This is a genomic window from Actinomycetes bacterium (assembly GCA_035506535.1).
Classification (GTDB): domain Bacteria; phylum Actinomycetota; class Actinomycetes; order DATJPE01; family DATJPE01; genus DATJPE01.
The window spans coordinates 284,918-305,473 of sequence record DATJPE010000063.1 but is presented as its reverse complement, the minus strand read 5'-3'; the positions used below and the strand labels follow the sequence as shown (position 1 = coordinate 305,473).

The following is a 20,556-nucleotide window of genomic DNA, read 5'->3' as shown; positions in this document are numbered from 1 at the left end:
GTGGCGCCGCGGCGGCCGCCGCGGCGCGCGACGTCATCGAGGAGGCGCGGCACGGGTGAGCGCGACCGACGCGCCGGACGACCCCGACTCCGCGGGCCTGCTCGCCTCGACCCGGGCGATGGCCGGGGGGACGGTGCTCTCGCGGGTCACGGGGATGCTGCGCGAGCCGGTGGTCGGCGCGGCGCTGGGCACCGGCCTGCTGGGCGACGCCTACGGGGTCGCGAACGTGGTCCCGAACATCCTCTACATCCTGCTCGTGGGCGGAGTGCTCAACGCGGTGTTCGTCCCGCAGCTCGTCCGGCACATGACCGACGACCCGGATGGCGGCGACGGGTACGCGGACCGGCTGATCACGGCGGTCGGACTGGTCCTCGTCGCGGTGACGGTGCTCGCCGTGGCCGCAGCGCCCCTGATCGTCCAGATCTACACCAAGAACCCGACGCCGGACCAGCTGCACGTCGCGACCGTGCTGGCCCGCTACTGCCTGGTGCAGATCTTCTTCTACGGCGTGTTCACGATGTACCAGCAGCTGCTGAACAGCCGGGGCTCCTTCGTCGTGGCCATGTACGCGCCCATCCTCAACAACGTCGTCGTCATCGCCGTCTTCGTGTGGTTCATGGCCACCGCCGGGACCGGCCTGACCGTCGACACGATCACACAGCAGCAGCTTCGCCTGCTCGGCATCGGGACGACCGCCGGCGTGGTGGCCCAGGCCCTCGTGCTCCTTCCCGCCGCGGCCCGCGTCGGCTACCGGCTGCGTCCGCGACGCGACCTTCGCGGCCACGGTCTCGGCCACGCCTGGGTCCTCGCCCGGTGGACCATCGCCTTCGTCCTGGTCAACCAGCTGACGTACGTGCTGGTCACCCGGCTCGCGACCGGCGCCAACGAGAGCGGGGGGGCGCACGGAACCGGCGTGGGCTTCTCGGTCTACACCAAGGCCAACCTGCTCTTCATCCTGCCGCACTCGATCGTCACCGTGTCGATCGTCACCGCGCTGCTGCCACGCATGTCCCGCGCAGCGCACGACGGCCTGCTGCCCGGGGTCGGACGCGACATCGGGTCCGGCGTCCGCACGTCGTGCGCCCTCGTGCTGCCGGCCGCGGTCGGATTCCTCGCCCTGGGGCCCTACATCTCCACGCTGCTGTACCGGTGGGGCAGCACCGACGCCTACGAGGCGCACGCCATCGGTGTCACCCTGCAGGCCCTCTCGGTCGGGCTGGTGGCCTACACCGTGTTCTACGTGCTGCTGCGCGGCTTCTACGCGGTCGAGGACACCCGGACCCCCTTCTGGGTCAACGTCGTCCTCAACGTGTTCAACGCCGGCTTCGCGGTCCTGCTGTACGCGCTCGCGCCCAGCGACCTGCGCGTCCCTGCTCTCGGTCTCGCGCTCGCCCTCTCCTACATCGTCACGACGTTCTATTCCTGGCGCATCCTGTCCCGGCGCCTCGGCGGCCTGGACACCTACGTCACGGTCCGCGCCATGGTGCGGCTGGCCCTGGCATCGGTGGTCGCCTTCGTCCCGGCCACCCTGGTCGCGCACGGGCTGACCCACCTCTTGGGCACCCGCCAGCTGGCCGTGGCCGCGGCGCTGCTGGCGGGCCTCGCGGTGGCGGCGGTCATCTTCGTGCCGCTGACCATGCGGCTTGGCGTCCCCGAGCTCGCGCAGCTGCTCGAGCCGCTGCTGCGGCGTACACCGCTGCGCCCCCGCCCGGCCCGCGGCTGAGGTCCCAGCGGCTCAAGGCGGGCCCCGGGCCCGCCGACTTTAGGGGGTATGCGGACTGCGCGCTTGGGCACGTCCGGCGACGCCGGCTCCATCGTCATCGGGTGGCTGACCAGGATCGTCCTGGTAGCCGCCGTGGTCGGGGTCGTCGGCTACGACGCCGTGTCCATCGGACAGGGGCGCGTGAGCACCGCAGACGAGGCCGACCAGGTCGCCCAGGACGCCCACGACACGTGGTCGGACACCCACAGCGTGGACAAGGCCTACACCAAGGCGCGTGACGAGGTCGCCGCCCACGGCGACTCGATCCCCCCGGGTGGGTTCAGCATCCAGCCCACGACCGGTCTGGTCACGGTCAAGGTCACGCACACGGTGGACACCGTGCTGGTCAAGCGGTTCTCGTTCAGCCGGGGCTGGGCGACCATGACGGCGACCGGGCAGGCGCAGGACCAGACGTGACCGCGTCCACGCCCGACCGCTGACGCACCGTGGCCCCCCGCTCCGCGACGGCGCTCCTGCGTCGCTCGACGACCGCACTCACCGCCCTGCTCCTCCTCGCCGCCACAGCGCTCTCCTCCAACCCGGCCAGCGCGGACACGCCCACCGACCGGGCACGCCACCGCGCGCTCCAGCTCGCCGACCAGGTATCCGCCCTCGAGACCAAGGTCGAGGTCGCAGGGGAGGCCTATGCCGTTCGCGAGCAGGCACTCGGCGACGTCGTCGAGCAGCAGGTCCAGGCCCAGCACGAGCTGGACCAGCTGGACCTGACCAGGCAGGACGACCGGGCGGCGTTGGCCCAGCAGGTCCGGGCGCTGTACATGTCCGCCGGCGACATGACGCTGCTGCCGACGCTCCTGCGGGGCGACTCGCCGCAGGACGTGTTCACCCAGCTGGACACCGTCGATCGGGTCCTGCGCCATCAGCAGAAGGTGGCCGGCAGCGTCCAGGCCCGCGTGGCCGCGGTCCAGGTGACGACCCTGCGCCTGGAACGCCTCGCCGACCAGCGCACCGCCCTCGCCGACCAGGCCGACGCGGCCCAGGCCGCCGTCGTCGACCTGCTGCAGAAGCGGTCGGACGCCCTGTCCAGCGCGTCGGCCGAGGTCCTGCGCCTCGAGCAGCAAGACATCGCGGCGGCCCAGGCAGCGTCCGAGGCGCGCGCGGCCGCCGCGCTCACCGCCGCGCAGATCGCGGTGAGCGCCGACCTGCCCAACCCGCTGCCGCCGGCCTCACCGGAGGCGGCCCAGGCCATCGCGGCTGCCCGCGCCGAGATCGGCAAGCCCTATCTCTATGGAGGCAACGGCCCGGACGCCTTCGACTGCAGCGGGCTCACCAAGTGGGCCTACGCCGCCGCCGGGGTCACGCTGCCGCGCACCTCGCGGGAGCAGTGGAACGTGGGTCCGCACGTGGCGCTGGCCGACCTGCAGCCGGGCGACCTGCTCTTCTGGGCCACGGACGTGACCAACCCCGCGACCATCCACCACGTCGCGCTCTACGTGGGCGCCGGCTGGATGATCGAGGCGCCGCACACCGGTGACGTGGTGCACTTCTCGCGGATGTACCTGGACGGCTACATCGGGGCCACCCGACCACCCGGCGTCTAGCCTCGGGTATGTGCCCGACCGCCGATACCTGCTGCAGGACCGGGTCGCGGAGGGCGCCGACTGGGCGCTCTGGCGCGGCGCCGACACCGTCCTGCACCGCCCGGTGGCCGTCCTGGTCGTGGCCGCCTCGCACCCCCACCGGCACGCCGTCGCGGACGCGGCGGCCCGAGCCGGCGGGCTGCCCCACCCCGGGACGGTGCACGTCTACGACGTCGTCCGGGAGCCGGACGGCTCGCTCCTCGTCGTCCGCGAGTGGGTCGCCGGCCGCACCCTGGTGGACCGGCTGGCGGAGGGGCCGGTGGAGGTGGCTCAGGCCTGCCGGATCGGCGCCGAGCTCGCCCGGGTGCTCGCCGAGGCGCACCGGCATGGCGTCGTGCACGGTCAGCTGGTCCCGGCCGATGTGATCCTCGGCGACGACGGCCGGATCCGCGTGCTCGGGATCGCGGTCGACGGGGCGCTCGCCGGGAGGGACGTGGACGCCGACATCTCGCGCTGTGTCCAGGATGCGCGCGATGCCGCCGCGGTCAGCTACGCCGCGGTGACCGGACGCTGGGCCGGGCACACGGCGCAGGCGGCGCTGCCGGCGGCCCCGGAGACCGACGGCCGCCCGCTTCGCGCCCGGCAGGTTCGTGCCGGGGTCCCGCCCGCCCTCGACACCTGCCTGGCGCAGCTGCTCGAGTCGGCCGACGACGCGGACCAGGTCGCCAAGGAGCTGGAGGACGTCGAGCGGCGCCTGCGCGAGGACCATGAGAGCGCCGCGACCGGACCGCTCTCCGTCCTGCTCTCCGACGTCCCCGGCCCGGAGTCCGTCGCCTCGCCGGAGCAGCCCGAACCGAGCCCGTGGCTGCGGCGCACGGTCGCGGTCGTCGTCTCCGCGGTGGTTCTGGGGGCGACCGTCGCCACGGCCTCGCTCCTCCTGCACGCGAGCCAGGGCGGCGGAGCGGCCGCCGCGACCGCGAGCTCGGCGAGGAGCCTCGCCACGTCGCCGGGGAGCATGAGGACCGGGAGCACCGCGCCGGTCGGCCCGATCGAGATCCGCGGAGTGAAGGACTTCGACCCCGAGGGCAACGGCTCCGAGAAGCCCCAGGAGGTGCCCTACGCCGTCGACGGCGACCTCGCCACCGCGTGGCACACCCTGCTCTACCAGGCTCCTGACCTGGCTCCCAAGCACGGAGTGGGGCTGCTGCTCGACCTGGGGACGGAGCAGACCGTCGGCGCCGTGCGGGTCGACCTGGTCGGCGCCGGGACCGACCTGCAGGTCCGCACCTCGATGAGCCCCGGCGCGATGCCGGACGACTACCAGCTGTTCGGCGCGTCGGACTCCTCCCCCCACCTGGTGACCGTGCAGGCGGCGCGCCCGGTGCGGGCACGCTACGTCCTGCTCTGGCTCACCCGGCTGCCTCGCGCGAGCGGCGGCTATCGGGGCGGCGTCAGCGAGGTCAGCGTCCTGCGCGGGTGATCGCCGTACCCTGGCGCCCGTGACGGGGCCCGAGGTGACCGATCCCGACGATCGGGCGCTCCTGGCGCGTCATGTCAGTGGCGATGCCTCCGCCTTCAGCGAGCTCGTCCGGCGCCACCGCGACCGCCTGTGGTCCGTGGCGCTGCGGACCACAGGCAACCCGGAGGACGCGGCCGACGCCCTGCAGGAGGCCCTGATCTCCGCCTACCGCGGGGCCGGCTCGTACCGTGGCGAGGCGGCCGTCACGACCTGGCTGCACCGCATCGTCGTGAACGCCGGCCTGGACGTGCTGCGCCGACGAGCCGCGCGCCCGTCCGTGCCGCTGCCCGAGGCGGAGGACCGGGTCGCCGACCCCCGCGACCGGCTCGCGGAGCGCGAGACCTCCCTCGTCGTGCTCGAGGCGCTACGGGCCCTGCCCCCGGAGCAGCGCGCCGCCCTCGTCCTCGTCGACCTGGAGGGTCACTCGGTCGAGGAGGCCGCCCGCATCCTCGACTGTGCCCCGGGCACGGTGAAGAGCCGTTGCTCTCGCGGGCGGGCCCGACTCGCACCCTTGCTCCAGCCACTGCTCGGTGGCGACCGCCACACCCTCGGCGGGAACGCCGAGGCCTCCCCGTCCGTCCCACCCGTGCAGCCCCACGACGAGGCCCTGGGAGGTGAACGGCCATGAACGACGACGACGAGGCTTTCGAGCCCCTGTCACCGGAGGAGGAGGAGGCCGTCCACGCCCTCCTCGCCTCCCTGCCGACCGAGCGCATGCCCGTCGAGGTGCTCGCGCGGATCGAGGCGGCCCTGGCGGCCCAGCCGCCGATCGCGGCGCCCGGTGCCGCCGACGTGGTGCCTCTGGACGAGGCCCGCGCGCAGCGGCGACCGTCCCGCAGCCCGGTCGTCCTCACTGTCGCGGCCTCGGTCGTCGGCGTCCTGGCCGCCGTGGCGGTCGGGATCGCGGTGGTCGACCGAGGCTCCTCGAGCCCCTCCGGAGGGGCGGACACGGCGGCGGCCGAGGGAGCGACGGTAGCCGCCTCCTCGTCGACCGGCCGGGCCACCGCCCCCCTCGCAGCCACCCCGGAGCAGCCGGGCGCGCCTCGCCTCACGCGCACCGGCCGGTCCTACGACGCCGCGAACCTCGCCCTCCTCACGAGGGGCCTGCTCACCGGCACCGGCTCGCCGGTGAGCACGCCCGGCGCCGCCTCCCTCGCTGCCCAGGGCAGTGCCACGTCCGCGGCGGCGAGCGCCAGGGCGGTGCCACCCAGCTCGACCCCGACGTCGTCCACCATGTCGCTGGGCTCGGCCGAGGCCACCGCGACGACGCCGACCCGGCTCGCGGCCTGCGTGCGGGAGCTCACCAGTGGGGACGGTCGGACCCCGATCGCGGTCGACGTCGCACGCTGGGGCACCCAGCCCGTCCTGGTCGTGGTCCTGCCGTCCACCTCCGACGCCAGCTCCGTCGCGGTCTACGTGGTCCGGCCCACCTGCGGAGCGGTGAGCGACAGCTCGGACGTCGTGGAGTTCGCCACCGTCAGCCGCTGAGCGTCGCCGCGCCGGCAGGCGAACGTGCACGCGGCCGGGGCCGGAATGGCGGGCGGCTAGCATCCGTTGAGGCGGCCGAGGGACCCGCCCAGACCCGACGGGCCGTCGGTCCCAGGCAGGGAGGCGAAGCAGTGAGCGACGACGTCCGCAACGTGATCATCATCGGCAGCGGGCCGGCCGGCTACACCGCGGCGATCTACGCCGCGCGGGCGAGCCTGCGGCCGCTGGTCTTCGAGGGGTCGGTCACCGCCGGCGGCGCGCTCATGAACACCACGGAGGTGGAGAACTTCCCGGGCTTCCCCGAGGGCGTCATGGGCCCGCAGCTCATGGACAGCCTGCGTGCCCAGGCGGAGCGCTTCGGCGCCGACCTGGTCCCGGACGACGTGACCGCCGTCGAGCTCACCGGCCCCGTCAAGGTCGTTGTCGACGGCGAGGGCCACCAGCACCGGTCGAAGGCGGTCATCCTGGCCACCGGGTCCGGCTACCGCGAACTCGGGCTGCCGAGGGAGAAGGAGCTCTCCGGGCACGGGGTCAGCTGGTGTGCCACCTGCGATGGGTTCTTCTTCAAGGACCAGGACATCGCCGTCGTCGGCGGTGGCGACACCGCGATGGAGGAGGCGACCTTCCTGACCCGTTTCGCCCGTTCGGTGACCATCGTCCACCGACGCGACACCCTGCGGGCGAGCAAGGTCATGCAGGACCGCGCCATGGCCAACGAGAAGATCCGCTTCGCCTGGAACAGCGAGGTCGCCGAGATCCTCGGCGAGCAGCGGCTGGCCGGGATCCGGCTACGGGACGTGCGTACCGGCGAGACGCGCGAGCTGCCCGTCACCGGGCTGTTCGTCGCCATCGGCCACGACCCGCGCTCGGAGCTCTTCCGCGGGCAGGTCGACGTGGACGCCGAGGGCTACGTCGTGGTGTCGGGCCGCTCCCAGGCGACCAACCTGCCCGGGGTCTTCGCCTGTGGCGACCTGGTCGACCACACCTACCGCCAGGCGGTGACCGCGGCCGGGACCGGTTGCGCCGCCGCCCTGGACGCCGAGCGATACCTTGCCGACCTCGCCGACCGAGCCAACCGGGACGACCCGGACGAGCGGGACGCGGGAGAGCGCCTCGCCGCGGCGTCGGCGGTCTGAGCCGCCCCATGCCACGTACGATCCGGCTCCCGGACGGACGTCGGGGAACAGACGGACGTCGGGGAACAACCGCCACCCGGCGGACGCTGTAGCCCGGTGAAGGTCAGCACACGAGGTACCGGCACACACCCGTGGGCGGACCACCCGCGCACCGCCCTCGAACGAAGGAGACCCCTGTGGGCGCCAACACCAAGACCGTCACCGATGCGTCGTTCAAGACCGACGTCCTGGCGAGCGACAAGCCCGTCCTCGTCGACTTCTGGGCGGAATGGTGCGGCCCCTGCCGGATGGTGAGCCCGATCCTCGAGGAGATCGCGAGCGAGCACGCCGACAAGATCGAGATCGTCAAGCTCAACGTGGACGAGAACCCGCAGACGTCGGCCACCTACGGGATCACCTCGATCCCCACGCTCAACGTCTACCAGGGCGGCCGGGTCGTGAAGACGATCGTCGGCGCTAAGCCCAAGGCGGCACTGCTGCGTGACCTCGAGGCGTTCATCGCCTGACGCGTTGCGCGGCCCGAGCATCGCGTCCCGGGCTGCGGCCACGTACCCTGCCCTGCACACGGGGTCGTCGGTGCGCACCCCCGAGCTCCACGGGAGGTGACCCCGGCCGTGCCCTCCCCGGTCTACCGACTGGGCGCCACCGGACCCGCCGTCGCCGAGATCCGCTCGCGGCTGGCGCAGCTCGGCCTGCTGCCCTCGGCCCCTGACAGCTCGGGGGCGGAGTCCGGCTTCGACGACGCCGTGTTCGACCGAGACGTCGACCGCGCGGTCCGGGCGTTCCAGCAGCAGCGTGGCGTGACCTCCGACGGCATCGTGGGGCCGCAGACCTGGCGGCTGCTCGACGAGGCCCGCTGGCGACTGGGGGACCGCATCCTGCAGCTGTCGGTGTCGCACATGATGACCGGCGACGACGTGGCCGCGCTCCAGCAGCGTCTGCTGGACATGGGCTTCGACTGTGGCCGGGTGGACGGCATCTTCGGCCGGACCACCGAGCGTGCGCTCCGGGAGTTCCAGCGCAACGTTGGCCTGCCGGACGACGGCACCGCCGGTCCGGCGACGTACGCGGCGCTGCTCCGCCTCGCCCGGACCGTGACGGGCGGAGCCCCGCAGGCGATGCGCGAGAGCGAGTCGATCCGAAGCGGCGGGCCGGGGCTCACCGGAAAGGTCATCGTCCTCGACCCAGGGCACGGGGGCCTCGAGCGCGGGTGCGCGGGCCACGGCATCGAGGAGGCCGAGGTCGCCTGGGACCTCGCGACCCGGGTCGAGGGTCGCCTGGTCGCCCTCGGCGTGCGCGCCTACCTCACCCGCGGCCTGCTGGGCCGCGACCAGCCGGCGCCCGACGAGGCGGAGCGCGCCGCCTTCGCCAACGCCGTGGCCGCTGACCTCGTCCTCTCGCTGCACTGCGACGCGGCGGCCGGCGAGCACGCCCGCGGCGTCGCGACCTACTACTACGGCTCGGAGGGGCACCCGGGTGGTGCGTTCTCCGCGGTGGGCCAGCGCTTCGCGGGACTGCTGCAGCGCGAGCTGGTCGCCCGCACGGACCTGCTGGACTGCGGCACGCATGCCAAGACGTGGGACCTGCTGCGCTGGACGCGGATGCCCGCGGTACGCCTCGAGGTCGGCTACCTGACCCACCCCGGCGACGCGGCCCGCCTCGCCGACCCCTCGTTCCGGGACACCATCGCCGAGGCCGCGACGGTGGCCATCCAGCGGCTGTTCCTGCCCCCCGAGGACGACACGCCGACCGGGGTGCTGCGGCTGCCCGAGCTGATCCGCTAGCCCGCTCCTGGCAAGGCTCGCGCTCTCCGGGCGCCGTCCCGACCGGGATCCTCAGGGCCGGGGATCCTCAGGGCCGCGAGGGGACGCCCTCCCGGTGCGCACCCACCGGGAACGGGTGCATGGAGCCCAGCAGACGTTCGATCGCGGTCTCGACGTCCTCGCGCCAGGTCAGCGTCGTGCGCAGGTCCAGCCGCAGCCGGGGGAAGCGCGGGTGCGGGCGGACCGTCTTGAACCCCACCGAGCGCAGGTAGTCCGCCGGTACCACGCACGACGGGCCGTCCCAGTGCGCGTCCCCATAGGCCTCGATGGCCCGTACGCCGTGCCGCAGCAGGTCCTTGGCCACCGACTGCACGAGCATCCGGCCCAGCCCGGCGCCGGTGAACTCGGGGACGATGCGCGCGGTCATCAGCAGGACGGCGTCGGCACTGACCGGCGCGGTGGGGAAGGCCACCGCGCGGGGCACGTAGGCGGGCGGGGCGTGCAGCACGTACCCGGCCGGCGCCTCGTCGACATAGGCGATCTTGCCGCACGACCCCCACTCGAGGAGGGTGGCGCTGACCCACGCCTCCTTCTCCAGGGCAGGGTCACCGGACTCCACGGCCCGGGCGCCCGCGACCGGGTCGAGCTCCCAGAACACGCACGAGCGGCAGGGGCCAGGGAGGTCGGCGAGGTTGTCCAGGGTCAGGTTCACCACCCGCCGCGAGACCATCGCGGTCCGCCTCAGTCGACGTCGACGGGCTCGTCGGAGGGCGAGCGCGGCTCCGGCACCAGCGGGACGGCGTCGGCGACACTGACGCGCGGACCCTCGGACGGGGTCGGGCCGACGTAGCCCAGGTCGGGGCCGGTGTCGCTCAGGACGGACTGCGGCTTGAGCAGCCGCGCGACGAACGCCGCGGCCGCAGCGAGCAGCAGCAGGACCACCACGAGCCGAAGAAGTCTCACGACCGGACCTCCTCGCACGCGTTGGGCGTCTCGTAGGGCATCGTAGAGGCCGGCGTGGCGCGACCGTCCACGCCCTCGTGGCCCGCAGCGGCGAAGGAGGTGGTGGTGAGCCTTCCGCAGCCACCCCACGGCAGCCGCCTGGACCCGTGGGTCGAGGCGTACGCCGCGCGGACGCGAGGAATGACCGCCTCCGAGGTACGGGCCCTGTTCGCGGTCGCCTCGCGCCCCGAGGTGGTCTCGCTCGCCGGCGGGATGCCCTACGTCGCGGCCCTCCCGCTCGAGGCGGTGGCGGACACGGTCGCGCGCCTGCTACTCGAGCGCGGCACCCGCGCGCTGCAGTACGGCTCCGGGCAGGGCGACGAGGGCCTGCGTGAGCTCATCACGGCCGAGGTACTGCCTACCGTGGGGATCCACGCCCACCCCGACGACGTCGTCGTCACGGTCGGCTCGCAGCAGGCGCTCGACCTGATCACCCGCGTCTTCGTCGATCCCGGCGAGGTCATCCTCGCCGAGGCGCCCTCCTATGTGACCGCGCTGTCCACCTTCGCCGCCTACCAGGCCGACGTCGTCCATGTCGCGATGGACGAGCAGGGGCTGGTACCGGCCGCCCTGGCCGACGCCGTCGACGCGGTCGCGCGGGCGGGCAAGCGGGCCAAGTTCGTCTACACGATCCCGAGCTATCACAACCCGGCGGGCGTCACCCAGGGTCCGGACCGCCGGCGCGAGGTGCTCGAGGTCGCGCGGCGGGCGGGCCTGCTGCTGGTCGAGGACGACCCCTACGGGCTGTTGGGCTTCGACGGCGTGGTGCCGCGGGCCATCCGGGCCGACGAGGAGGAGGGCGTGCTGTACGTCGGCTCGTTCTCGAAGACCTTCGCCCCGGGACTGCGGGTCGGCTTCGTCGTCGCACCCCACGGCGTGCGCGAGAAGCTGGTCCTCGCGTCGGAGGCGTCGGTGCTGTGCCCCCCGGCGTACTCCCAGCTGACCGTGGCGGCCTACCTGTCCACCCAACCCTGGTTCGACCAGGTGAAGGCCTTCCGCGAGCTCTACCGCGAGCGCCGTGACGCGCTGCTCGAGTCGATGGCGGTGTACCTGCCGGCCGGCACGACGTGGACCCGGCCAGCCGGCGGCTTCTACTCCTGGGTCACCCTGCCGGGCGGCCTCGATGCCGGGGCGATGCTGCCGAGGGCGGTCACGGCCCGGGTCGCCTACGTCCCGGGGACCGGCTTCTACTCCGGCTGGGCGAAGACCTCCCCCGAGGCGCGGTCGTCCCTTCGCCTGTCGTACTGCTATCCCGAGCCGGACCGCATCCGCGAGGGCGTCCGACGACTCGCCGGCGTGGTCCAGGCCGAGCTCGACCTCACCTCGACCTTCGGACCGATCGGGCTGCCGCCGTCGCAGCCGGAGCCAGTGGGCCCGTGGAACCTGGCCGACACCCCCGGCCCGGACCTCGCATGAGCGGCCCCGTGGCTGTGCTCGCGGGGGGGCTCTCCCACGAGCGGGACGTCTCGCTGCGCTCGGGCCGGCGGGTCGCGGAGGCGCTGCGCGCCGTCGGCGTCGACGTGCACGTCCTGGACGTCGACGCCGCCCTGGTCGCCACCCTGCGCACCGAGCGCCCGTCGGTCGTCTTCCCGCTCCTGCACGGGCAGGCCGGGGAGGACGGGGCGCTGCGTGACGTGCTGGAGCTGTTGGGACTGCCGTACGTGGGGGCGACGCCCGCTGCCTGTCGGGTCGCCTTCGACAAGCCGGTGGCCAAGGCGGTGCTCGCCGCCGCCGGACTCAACACTCCCGACGGGGTCGCGCTGCCGCACGAGACCTTCCGGGAGCTCGGCGCCGCCATCGTCTTGGAGGCGATCGTCGAGCGCCTCGGACTGCCCCTGGTGGTCAAGCCCACTCATGGTGGATCGGCACTCGGCGTCAGCGTGGTCCACCGCCTCGAGGACCTGCCGACCGCGATGGTCGCCGCCTTCTCCTACGGGGACACGGCACTGGTCGAGCGCTTCGTGGCGGGCACCGAGGTGGGCGTCGCCGTGGTCGAGCCGCGCGGCAGGTCGCGCGTCCTGCCACCGGTCGAGATCGTCCCTGACGGAGGGGTGTACGACTACGCCGCCCGCTACACCGCCGGAACCACCGAGTTCTTCGCACCCGCCCGCCTGAGCGAGCCGGCGGAACAGGCGGCGATGGAGGCGGCGCAGCGGGCGCACGACGTGCTTGGGCTGCGCGACCTGTCACGGTCGGACCTCGTCGTGGCCGCGGACGGCGGCGTCTGGATCCTCGAGGTGAACGCCGCGCCGGGCATGACCGAGACCTCGCTGCTGCCCCAGGCCGCGGCTGCGGCCGGCCTCGACCTGGGGGAGCTGTGCCGCGACCTCGTGGAGACGGCGGCGGCCCGCGGACCCGACGTGACTTAGCTCAATCTCAGAGAAGAAGCATCAGACCCCATAAGATGGGGTAAGTCACCGGCTGTTGGTCGATCTCGACTGTTGGTCGCTCTCATCGAGGGCGAGGATCTACTCCCCGCCCTCGATGAGAGCGAGGATGCGCTCGAGGTCCTCCGCGGAGGCGAACTCGATCGTCACCCGGCCGCGGTTGCGCCCCAGCTGCACCCGGACCCGGGTCTCCAACCGCTCCGACAGCCGGGCGGCCACCTCCGAGAGCTCCGGACCCCCCGCCGCGGGGCGCCGACGACGGGGCTCGGCCGGCTGTTCCGGCCCGCCCATGGCCACGATCTCCTCGACCGCTCGGACCGAGAGTCCCTCGGCGACGATGCGGTGGGCGAGCCTGTCCTGAGCGTCCGGGTCCTCGAGGCCGAGCAGGGCCCGGGCATGGCCGGCCGAGAGGACACCAGCGGCCACCCGACGCTGCACGCCGAGCGGCAGGCGGAGCAGGCGCAAGGTGTTGGTGACCTGCGGTCGGGACCTGCCGATGCGCGCCGCCAGCTCCTCGTGCGTGCAGCCGAAGTCCTGCAGCATCTGGTCGTAGGCGGCCGCCTCCTCGAGGGGGTTCAGCTGGCTGCGGTGCAGGTTCTCCAGCAACGCGTCCCGGAGCATGGCGTCGTCGCCGGTGTCACGGACGATGGCGGGGATGCGGGGGAGGCCGGCCACCTGCGCGGCGCGCCAGCGCCGTTCCCCCATGACCAACTCGTAGGTGCCTGCTCGCAGCGGCCGTACGACCACCGGCTGCAGCAGCCCGACCTCACGGATCGAGTGGACCAGCTCCGCCATGGCCTCCTCGTCGAAGACCTGGCGCGGCTGCCGGGCGTTCGGGACGATGGCGTCGAGCGGCAGCTCGGCGAAGTGTGCCGGCGCGGCCGGCACGAGCTCGCGACCCTCCTCCCGCCCGGCGGTCGGGGCGGGGGACGGCAGCGTCTCCACCGCGCCGGTGGGGATCAGCGCGCCGAGCCCTCGGCCCAGCCCGCCCTTGCGTACGGTCACGCTCCTGCCTCTCGGGTCTGCTCCTCGCGCGCGGTGGGTGCGGTCCCGGCCCTCGCGAGCTCACGGGCCGCCTCGAGGTAGGACAGCGCGCCCGTCGAGCCGGGATCGTAGGTCATCACCGTCTGGCCGTACCCGGGTGCCTCGGACACCCGAACCGAGCGCGGGATCGCGGTCGGCAGGACCAGGTCAGCAAAGTGCCCGCGGACCTCCTCGGCGACCTGTGCGGCCAGCCTGGTCCGGCCGTCGTACATGGTGAGCAGGATCGTGCTCACCGTCAGCCCGGGGTTGAGGTGGGCCCGGACCAGCTCGATGCTGCGCAGCAGCTGGCCGAGTCCCTCCAGCGCGTAGTACTCCGCCTGGATCGGGATCAGCACCTCCCGAGCCGCCACGAGGGCGTTGACGGTCAGCAGCCCGAGGGAGGGCGGACAGTCGACGAAGACGTAGTCGAAGCGCCGCCCGACCAGGGCCGAGGCTTCCAGGTAGGTGCCCAGCGCCCGGGCGAGCCTGGTCTCGCGGGCCACCAGGGAGACCAGCTCGATCTCCGCGCCCGCGAGGTCGATCGTCGCGGGCGCGCCGAACAGATGGGGTACGCCCTCGACGGGGCGCACCACACCATTGAGCTCGGCGTCGTCGACCAGCACCTCATAGACCGACGGGGTTCCGCTGTGGTGGGCGATGCCCAGCGCGGTCGAGGCGTTGCCCTGGGGATCGAGGTCGACGACCAGTGTGCGCAGTCCGTGGAGGGCGAGCGCGGCCGCGAGGTTCACCGTCGTCGTCGTCTTGCCGACCCCGCCCTTCTGGTTGGCCACCGTGAGGACACGGGTGCGACTCGGCCGGGGGAGCAGGCCGACAAGGCCGGTCCGCAGCCGGGCCGCCGTCTCGGCGGCCGCCGCGATGGGGGTGTCCTCCCCACCCGCGACGGCCCCGAACGCCGCCTGGAGCGAGGCGGCGTCGACAGGCTGGCCCGAAACTGATGTGCCCGAAGCTGATGTGCCCGAAGCTGATGTTTCACGGGAAACATCGCTGGGCGACGGGCACGAGGGCGTGGCGCCGGGCAGGCCCTGGTCCGCGCTCATCGAGGCCTCGCCGCAGCCGACGTGCTGGGTTCCCGTTCCGACGCTGGGCCTGGTGACGCTGGGCCAGCCGGCACTGCCGAGGCTGGGTCTGCCGCGGTGATGACGACGACTCGGGTCGCTTCGCCGGTGACCGACCTGAGCACGACCATCCGGGCGGAGCCGCCGGCGAGCAGCTCACGGGGGAGGGCGGCCAGTTCCTGCTCGGCCGTCGCCCCCTTGAGGGCGAGCAGGCTCCCACCGGGGGAGAGCAGCGGCATCGTGCCGGCCAGCAACCGGTCCAGCGGGGCCACCGCACGGGCGGTGACGACGTCGTAGGAGGCCTGGCCGGCCAACTGCTCGGCACGTGCCCGCACGACCCGGCAACCGGACAGGCCGAGCTCGGCGACGCTCTCCCGAAGGAACGTCACCCGTCGCTGCATGGGTTCGATGAGGTCGACGTGCAGATCCTCGCGCAAGATCGCCAGGACGATGCCCGGCAGGCCGGCCCCGCTGCCCACGTCCCCCACGCGGGCGCCGACCGGGACCAGCTCGCCCAGCACCGCGCAGTTCAGCACGTGCCGTTCCCACACCCGGTCCCGTTCGCGAGGTCCGATGAGGCCCCGCTCGACCCCGGGCCCGACCAGGCGACGCACGTACGCCGCTGCGAGAGGCCAGCGAGTCCCGAACAGCTCGCGCGCGCCCTCGGGCGCCGCGAGCGCCGACTGGGGCTGTTCCACGTGGAACTAGGCCGGCAGCACGACGACGAAGCGGTTCGGCTCCTCGCCCTCGGACTCACTCGTCAGGCCGGCCGCGGCGACCGCGTCATGGACCACCTTGCGCTCGAACGCCGACATGGGGGCCAGCCGCACCGGCGCGCGCGTCCGGCGCGCCTCCTCGGCCGCCGCCCGGCCCCGGTCGGTCAGCTCCTCGCGCCGGCGCGCTCGGTAGCCGTCCACGTCGAGCATGAGGCGACTGCGCACCCCGGTCTCCCGAAGGACCGCCAGCCGGGTGAGCTCCTGCAGCGCATCGAGGACCTGGCCGTCGCGGCCGACCAACATGCCCAGGTCGCCGCCGACGATCGAGACGAGCGCGCGATCGCCCTCGACGTCCATGTCGATGTCGCCGTCGAGGTCGGCGATGTCGAGCAGCCCTTCCAGGTAGTCGGCGGCGACATCGCCCTCTCGCTCGAGCTGGGCGGCCAGCCCGGCTCGCCGGGCCGGCGCCACGGCTGCACTGTCGTCCTGCTCGCTGTCGTCCTGCTCGCTGTCGTCCTCCGCGTCGTCGTGCTCCGCGCCGTCGTCCTGCTCGCCGGGCTCGTCGCCGGTGTCGTGGCCGGCGACGCTGGCCTCCGGCTCGAGGACAGCCTCGGGCTCGAGGACGGAGTCAGGCTCGCCGACGGCCCCGGCGAGGTCAGCGTTCTCGCCGGGGTCGACGTCGGGGTCGACGTCGGGGTAGACGGAGGCGTCCACCTCGGGGTCCTGCGTGCTCACGAAGCCTCCTTGCTCTCCCCGTCGGGGCTCTCCCCCTCGGGGCTGTCCCCGTCAGGGTCCCCGGCGACGTCGGCCGGCCCCGACGAGGCCGGCTCGCCCGCCTTCGGCCCCGCCTTGGCGGGAGCTCGGCGCTGGCTGCGGGTCTGCCGCTTGGGTTGCTGGCGCTTCGGCGGCGCGGGCTCGTCGGCCGGCGCTGCCTCGGTGAGGGCGGCGGCGGGCTGCAGGGCCGCCTTGCGCCGCGCCTGCAGCTCGAGGTAGGCCGCCGAACCGGGCGTGGGGTTGCGGCGGATGACGTAGAACTGCTGACCCATCGTCCAGACGTTGGTGGTGAGCCAGTAGATCAAGGTCCCGATCGGGAAGTTGATGCCGAAGACGGCGAAGACCACCGGGTAGCCGTACAGCATCAGGCGCTGCTGCTGAGCCATCGGGTTGTCCTGCCCGATCGGCATGTTCTTGACCATGAGCTGGCGCTGGGTGATGAACTGCGACGCCGACATCAACACGATGAAGGCGATCGCGACCACCTTGGTGTGCACGCTGGTCGCCTTGACGAAGGTCTCATAGATCGGGGCGCCGAAGACCTTGGCGTGATGGAAGGAGGCGACGTCCGCCTTGCTGAGCACCCCTACCTGGCGGCCGTGCGACACGTAGTTGAGCACATGGAAGAGGGCGAAGAAGAACGGCATCTGGACGAAGACCGGCAGGCACGAGGACAGCGGGTTCGTGCCGGTCTCCTTGTAGAGCTTCATCGTCTCTTCGGAGAGTTTCTGGCGGTCGTTGCCGTACTTCTTGCGCAGCTCGGTCATCTGTGGCTGGAGCGCCTGCAGCCCGCGCTGGGCCTTGATCTGCTTGACGAACAGCGGGATCAGCGCGATGCGGATCAAGACGACCAGGCCGACGATGGCCAGGCCCCACGCGGCGCCGCTGCCGGAGGGGAACACCAGGCTGAGCAGGTTGTGGAAGCGCAGCAGGACCCAGGAGACCGCGTTGTAGAGCGGGTTGAACAGATGCGGCACGGCTCAGGCTCCTCGGGCGGCGGTGCGGCGCGGGGGCACCGGGTCGAGGCCGCCGGCGTTCCACGGGTGGCAGCGGCCGAGCCGGCGGACGGCGAGCAGGCCGCCGCGCAGCACGCCGTGGGTGGCGATCGCCTCGTAGGCGTACTGCGAGCACGAGGGGCTGAACCGGCAGGACGCGCCGGTCCAGGGGGAGATGAGCAACTGGTAGGCGCGGATGAGGAAGAGGAACGGGAAGCGGACGACGACCCGGGCCCGGTCGAGCGCGCTCATAGCCTGACCACCGGTGCGGCGCCGAGCCCAGAGTTCAGCCCCGCGCCCAGCCCAGAGTCCAGTGCCGAGTCGAGGGCGACGCCGAGCTGCGCGGAGGTCGCGGTCGCCGCGGCGGGCAGGGCGCGAACGACGAGCAGGACACCGGGTGCGAAGCGGTCCAGGCGAAGGCGCAGCAGGTGGCGCAGCCGGCGTGCGACCCGGTGCCGAACCACCGAGGACCCCACGGAGCGGCTGACCGCCAGCCCGATCCGCGCCGGCTCGTCCGTACCGGTCCGCGCCAGGTGGGTCACGAGCGGTCCGGAGGCGACCCGCCGCCCGCGCAGCGCCCGGGCAAAGTCCTCCCGGCTGCGCATGCGGTTGGCGGGAGGGAGCACGGGGCTTCGACTTCCTGCTGGACGAGTGGCTGGGGGATGCGTGGTCGAGGGCTGGACCTACCAGGCCCGGCGCGGCCAGGTCAGGCCGAGAGCTCGGCGCGGCCCTTGCGCCGCCGAGCGGAGAGGATGGCCCGCCCGGCCCGGGTGCGCATGCGGAGACGGAACCCGTGCGTCTTGGCCCGCCGGCGGTTGTTCGGCTGGTACGTGCGCTTGCTCACAGGAACTCCTGGCGGCGGCGCCGCTGCGGGCAGCGGACGTGCGATGAGGGGTGCGACCCCGTCGGGAAGGCGAGCGGTCTGCTCGTGGCCCAACGGTACGGGCGGCTTCCGGACCGGTCAAACCGTCGGCGTGACTCGGTGCCCTTCGGCCAACCCCCCAGTTTCCCGCTCACCTCGGGCGGGTCGGGGAGCGACACGCCGAACGCCACGCCGTACCTGTGGACAACGCCTTGAACCGGATCGCCCGGCCTGGCTAGGGTCGCGGTGCCGGACTTCCCCCGTACACAACCTGTGGATTCTCGTGTGGACAGCAGGGCTCTCCCTGCGACCGCCCGCAGGGTGAGTCCGCCTCCGGTTCGCGCGAACCGCAGGAGACCCCACGGGGACCCCGGCGGCCCCCGGGCGGCACGGTCGCACCTCGGTGCTGGCGCACGCGTCGGCGTCAAGGCGGTGACACGTAGTGCTTCGTGACACGCAGTGCCTGATGTATCACCAATAGTCACTTCGCTGGAGGTCCTTCGTGGAGTCCACGGTCACCGACGTCCCGTCCGAGCTCGTCGAGGTGTGGAACCGAACCCTCGCCGGGCTGGGCGACGTCTCCCCTCGTCACGTCGCCTTCCTGCGGCTCACCCGCCCGATGGGACTGGTCGGCGGCACCGCATTCATCGCGGCCCCGAACGACTTCGCGCGCGACGTGATCGAGAACCGGCTCCGGCCGGTACTGACCGAGGCCCTGTCGGCGGAGCTCGGCCGCGACGTCGCCATCGCGGTCGCCGTCGATCCGGAGGCCACCGAGACCGACTTCAGCGACCGGGGGTTCCTGGACGAGCTCACCGACGACATCGCCGACTCGACCTTCGCCGCCCAGATGGACGCAGCCGCCCAGCGCGAGGCGGTCGACCCCCTAGCAGCACGGCCCGCGCAGGGCGGCCTCGAGGTCTGGGTGCCCGACCAGCGCGACCGCGCCCAGCAGCCCGGGGACCCCGGCACCGACGTCTTCGAACCGCCGGTGCGTCCAGGCGCCGGCCAACCGCACAGCCGCCGGGACACCGAGCCGAGTCGGCTGAACCCGAAGTACACCTTCGAGACCTTCGTCATCGGCTCGAGCAACCGCTTCGCGCACGCGGCCGCCGTCGCAGTGGCGGAGGCGCCGGCGAAGGCGTACAACCCGCTGTTCGTCTACGGCGAGAGCGGGCTGGGCAAGACCCACCTGCTGCACGCCATCGGGCACTACACGCGCAGCCTCTACAACGGGGCACGGGTGCGGTACGTGAGCTCTGAGGAGTTCACCAACGACTTCATCAACAGCATCCGCGACGACAAGGCGGCCGCCTTCCAGCGCCGCTACCGCGACGTCGACGTCCTGCTGGTCGACGACATCCAGTTCCTCGCGGGCAAGGTGCAGACCCAGGAGGAGTTCTTCCACACCTTCAACACCCTGCACAACGCGAACAAGCAGATCGTCATCACCTCGGACCTGCCGCCCAAGCTCCTGCAGGCCTTCGAGGACCGCATGCGCAGCCGCTTCGAGTGGGGACTGATCACCGACGTCCAGCCCCCGGACCTCGAGACCCGGATCGCGATCCTGCGCAAGAAGACCGCCCAGGACCGGCTCTCCGCCCCGCCCGAGGTCCTCGAGTACATCGCCAGCAAGATCGCGACGAACATCCGCGAGCTGGAGGGTGCGCTCATCCGGGTCACCGCGTTCGCGAGCCTGAACCGTCAGCAGGTCGACTTGGCGCTGGCCGAGGTCGTCCTGAAGGACCTGATCACGGACGCGACCAGCCCCGAGATCACCTCGGCCACGATCATGGCCCAGACCGCCGCCTACTTCGGGCTGTCGATGGAGGACCTCTGCGGGTCCAGCCGCTCGCGGGTGCTCGTCACCGCGCGCCAGATCGCGATGTACTTGTGCCGCGAGCTCACCGAGCTCAGCCTGCCGAAGATCGGGCAGCAGTTCGGTGGCCGTGACCACACCACGGTCATGCACGCCGAACGCAAGATCCGCCAGCTCATGGCCGAGCGCCGCAGCGTCTACAACCAGGTCACCGAGCTGACCAGCCGGATCCGGTCCCAGGCCCGCGCCTGAGCCAGGCCGGCTCCGGCGGCGGGGTGGGCACGGGGGTGGGCCGCGCGGCGGCCCGGGTGCACAGCATGGGGACAACTGTGTGGACGAGCGTGGATCGCCGCCCGGGACGGTGTGGGTCGCGGCTGCGTGGCCGGCGGCATCCCCAACCGCTGCCCGCCACGGGCCGAGACGTCCCCAGGTCCTCCCCAGGGACGAAGGGCCTCCGGTCGCCCGCCGCGACGTCGCCGTCGGCGCTCTGACCTGCGGGGACAGGGCGAGGCGAGGAGATCAAGGCCCCCGTCGTCCCCAGTTTCCACCGCCCCTATGACCACGAACCACAAGACTTCATCTGGAGATCAACCCCCAAGGTGAGGCAAGCCTGGCCTGGGGACGACGCGTTCCCCGGCATCGGGCGGATCCGGCGGAGCATCACCGCGAGGCTCTAGGGTTCGGGCGAGGACATCC

22 protein-coding genes are annotated in these 20,556 nt (G+C 72.9%); 12 read left to right on the top strand and 10 right to left on the bottom strand.

What is annotated here, in order from left to right; genetic code table 11:
• The first annotated feature begins 55 nt into the window (after nt 1–55).
• The 9 genes from murJ to VMI11_10050 all read left to right on the top strand — a co-directional run bounded on the left by murJ (nt 56) and on the right by VMI11_10050 (nt 9,227).
• The gene (gene murJ / locus VMI11_10090; GenBank protein ID HTY72757.1) at nt 56–1,723 is read left to right on the top strand and encodes a murein biosynthesis integral membrane protein MurJ; all 1,668 of its coding nucleotides are present in this window, start codon (nt 56–58) and stop codon (nt 1,721–1,723) included.
• Between the two features lie 48 nt (nt 1,724–1,771).
• Nucleotides 1,772–2,179: a hypothetical protein gene (locus tag VMI11_10085; protein HTY72756.1), complete on the top strand. Its 408-nt coding sequence runs from the start codon at nt 1,772–1,774 to the stop codon at nt 2,177–2,179.
• Nucleotides 2,180–2,208: 29 nt separating this feature from the next.
• Complete coding sequence (locus VMI11_10080) at nt 2,209–3,321, top strand: C40 family peptidase (GenBank protein HTY72755.1); 1,113 nt, start codon at nt 2,209–2,211, stop codon at nt 3,319–3,321.
• Between the two features lie 10 nt (nt 3,322–3,331).
• Nucleotides 3,332–4,780 carry a hypothetical protein gene (locus tag VMI11_10075; GenBank protein ID HTY72754.1) on the top strand — a complete coding sequence of 483 codons (1,449 nt, stop codon included), beginning with the start codon at nt 3,332–3,334 and terminating at the stop codon, nt 4,778–4,780.
• Between the two features lie 19 nt (nt 4,781–4,799).
• Nucleotides 4,800–5,447, top strand: coding sequence for an RNA polymerase sigma factor SigM (gene sigM, locus VMI11_10070; GenBank protein HTY72753.1), 648 nt, complete (start codon nt 4,800–4,802; stop codon nt 5,445–5,447).
• Nucleotides 5,444–6,307, top strand: a complete 864-nt coding sequence (locus VMI11_10065) for a hypothetical protein (protein ID HTY72752.1) — start codon at nt 5,444–5,446, stop codon at nt 6,305–6,307. Before sigM ends, VMI11_10065 begins: the two co-directional genes overlap by 4 nt.
• 131 nt (nt 6,308–6,438) lie before the next feature.
• Nucleotides 6,439–7,443: a thioredoxin-disulfide reductase gene (gene trxB, locus VMI11_10060; protein ID HTY72751.1), complete on the top strand. Its 1,005-nt coding sequence runs from the start codon at nt 6,439–6,441 to the stop codon at nt 7,441–7,443.
• A 176-nt stretch (nt 7,444–7,619) separates the two neighbouring features.
• Entirely contained in the window at nt 7,620–7,949 is a 330-nt protein-coding gene (gene trxA / locus VMI11_10055; protein HTY72750.1) for a thioredoxin, read from the top strand.
• A 108-nt stretch (nt 7,950–8,057) separates the two neighbouring features.
• Nucleotides 8,058–9,227 (top strand): N-acetylmuramoyl-L-alanine amidase, encoded by a 1,170-nt coding sequence (locus tag VMI11_10050; protein HTY72749.1) that lies wholly within the window; start codon nt 8,058–8,060, stop codon nt 9,225–9,227.
• 67 nt (nt 9,228–9,294) lie between these two features.
• On the opposite strand, the gene VMI11_10045 is transcribed toward VMI11_10050, so the two are convergent.
• Together VMI11_10045 and VMI11_10040 are read right to left on the bottom strand one after the other, a co-directional pair.
• Nucleotides 9,295–9,936, bottom strand: a complete 642-nt coding sequence (locus VMI11_10045) for a GNAT family N-acetyltransferase (protein HTY72748.1) — start codon at nt 9,934–9,936, stop codon at nt 9,295–9,297.
• Between the two features lie 11 nt (nt 9,937–9,947).
• Complete coding sequence (locus tag VMI11_10040) at nt 9,948–10,169, bottom strand: hypothetical protein (protein ID HTY72747.1); 222 nt, start codon at nt 10,167–10,169, stop codon at nt 9,948–9,950.
• Nucleotides 10,170–10,274: 105 nt separating this feature from the next.
• On the opposite strand from VMI11_10040, the gene VMI11_10035 reads away from it, so the two are divergent.
• A complete protein-coding gene (locus VMI11_10035; GenBank protein ID HTY72746.1) occupies nt 10,275–11,624 on the top strand; it encodes a PLP-dependent aminotransferase family protein in 1,350 nt (449 codons plus the stop codon).
• On the top strand, nt 11,621–12,577 hold the full coding sequence (locus tag VMI11_10030; GenBank protein HTY72745.1) for a D-alanine--D-alanine ligase: 957 nt from the start codon (nt 11,621–11,623) through the stop codon (nt 12,575–12,577). The genes VMI11_10035 and VMI11_10030 overlap by 4 nt, the downstream gene beginning before the upstream one ends.
• 99 nt (nt 12,578–12,676) lie before the next feature.
• On the opposite strand, the gene VMI11_10025 is transcribed toward VMI11_10030, so the two are convergent.
• The 8 genes from VMI11_10025 to rpmH all read right to left on the bottom strand — a co-directional run bounded on the left by VMI11_10025 (nt 12,677) and on the right by rpmH (nt 18,023).
• On the bottom strand, nt 12,677–13,600 hold the full coding sequence (locus tag VMI11_10025; protein HTY72744.1) for a ParB/RepB/Spo0J family partition protein: 924 nt from the start codon (nt 13,598–13,600) through the stop codon (nt 12,677–12,679).
• Entirely contained in the window at nt 13,597–14,676 is a 1,080-nt protein-coding gene (locus VMI11_10020) for a ParA family protein (GenBank protein HTY72743.1), read from the bottom strand. Before VMI11_10020 ends, VMI11_10025 begins: the two co-directional genes overlap by 4 nt.
• Nucleotides 14,673–15,392, bottom strand: coding sequence for a 16S rRNA (guanine(527)-N(7))-methyltransferase RsmG (gene rsmG, locus VMI11_10015; protein HTY72742.1), 720 nt, complete (start codon nt 15,390–15,392; stop codon nt 14,673–14,675). Before rsmG ends, VMI11_10020 begins: the two co-directional genes overlap by 4 nt.
• Nucleotides 15,393–15,398: 6 nt before the next feature.
• Entirely contained in the window at nt 15,399–15,881 is a 483-nt protein-coding gene (locus VMI11_10010) for a R3H domain-containing nucleic acid-binding protein (protein HTY72741.1), read from the bottom strand.
• Nucleotides 15,882–16,141: 260 nt separating this feature from the next.
• On the bottom strand, nt 16,142–17,161 hold the full coding sequence (gene yidC / locus VMI11_10005) for a membrane protein insertase YidC (GenBank protein ID HTY72740.1): 1,020 nt from the start codon (nt 17,159–17,161) through the stop codon (nt 16,142–16,144).
• Between the two features lie 3 nt (nt 17,162–17,164).
• Nucleotides 17,165–17,431, bottom strand: coding sequence for a membrane protein insertion efficiency factor YidD (gene yidD, locus VMI11_10000; GenBank protein HTY72739.1), 267 nt, complete (start codon nt 17,429–17,431; stop codon nt 17,165–17,167).
• Nucleotides 17,428–17,805 carry a ribonuclease P protein component gene (gene rnpA / locus VMI11_09995; GenBank protein HTY72738.1) on the bottom strand — a complete coding sequence of 126 codons (378 nt, stop codon included), beginning with the start codon at nt 17,803–17,805 and terminating at the stop codon, nt 17,428–17,430. The genes yidD and rnpA overlap by 4 nt, the downstream gene beginning before the upstream one ends.
• Nucleotides 17,806–17,885: 80 nt before the next feature.
• Entirely contained in the window at nt 17,886–18,023 is a 138-nt protein-coding gene (rpmH, locus tag VMI11_09990) for a 50S ribosomal protein L34 (GenBank protein ID HTY72737.1), read from the bottom strand.
• A 562-nt stretch (nt 18,024–18,585) separates the two neighbouring features.
• Between rpmH and dnaA the strand changes: the two genes are divergently transcribed.
• Nucleotides 18,586–20,112, top strand: a complete 1,527-nt coding sequence (gene dnaA / locus VMI11_09985) for a chromosomal replication initiator protein DnaA (protein ID HTY72736.1) — start codon at nt 18,586–18,588, stop codon at nt 20,110–20,112.
• The last annotated feature ends 444 nt before the right edge of the window (nt 20,113–20,556 follow it).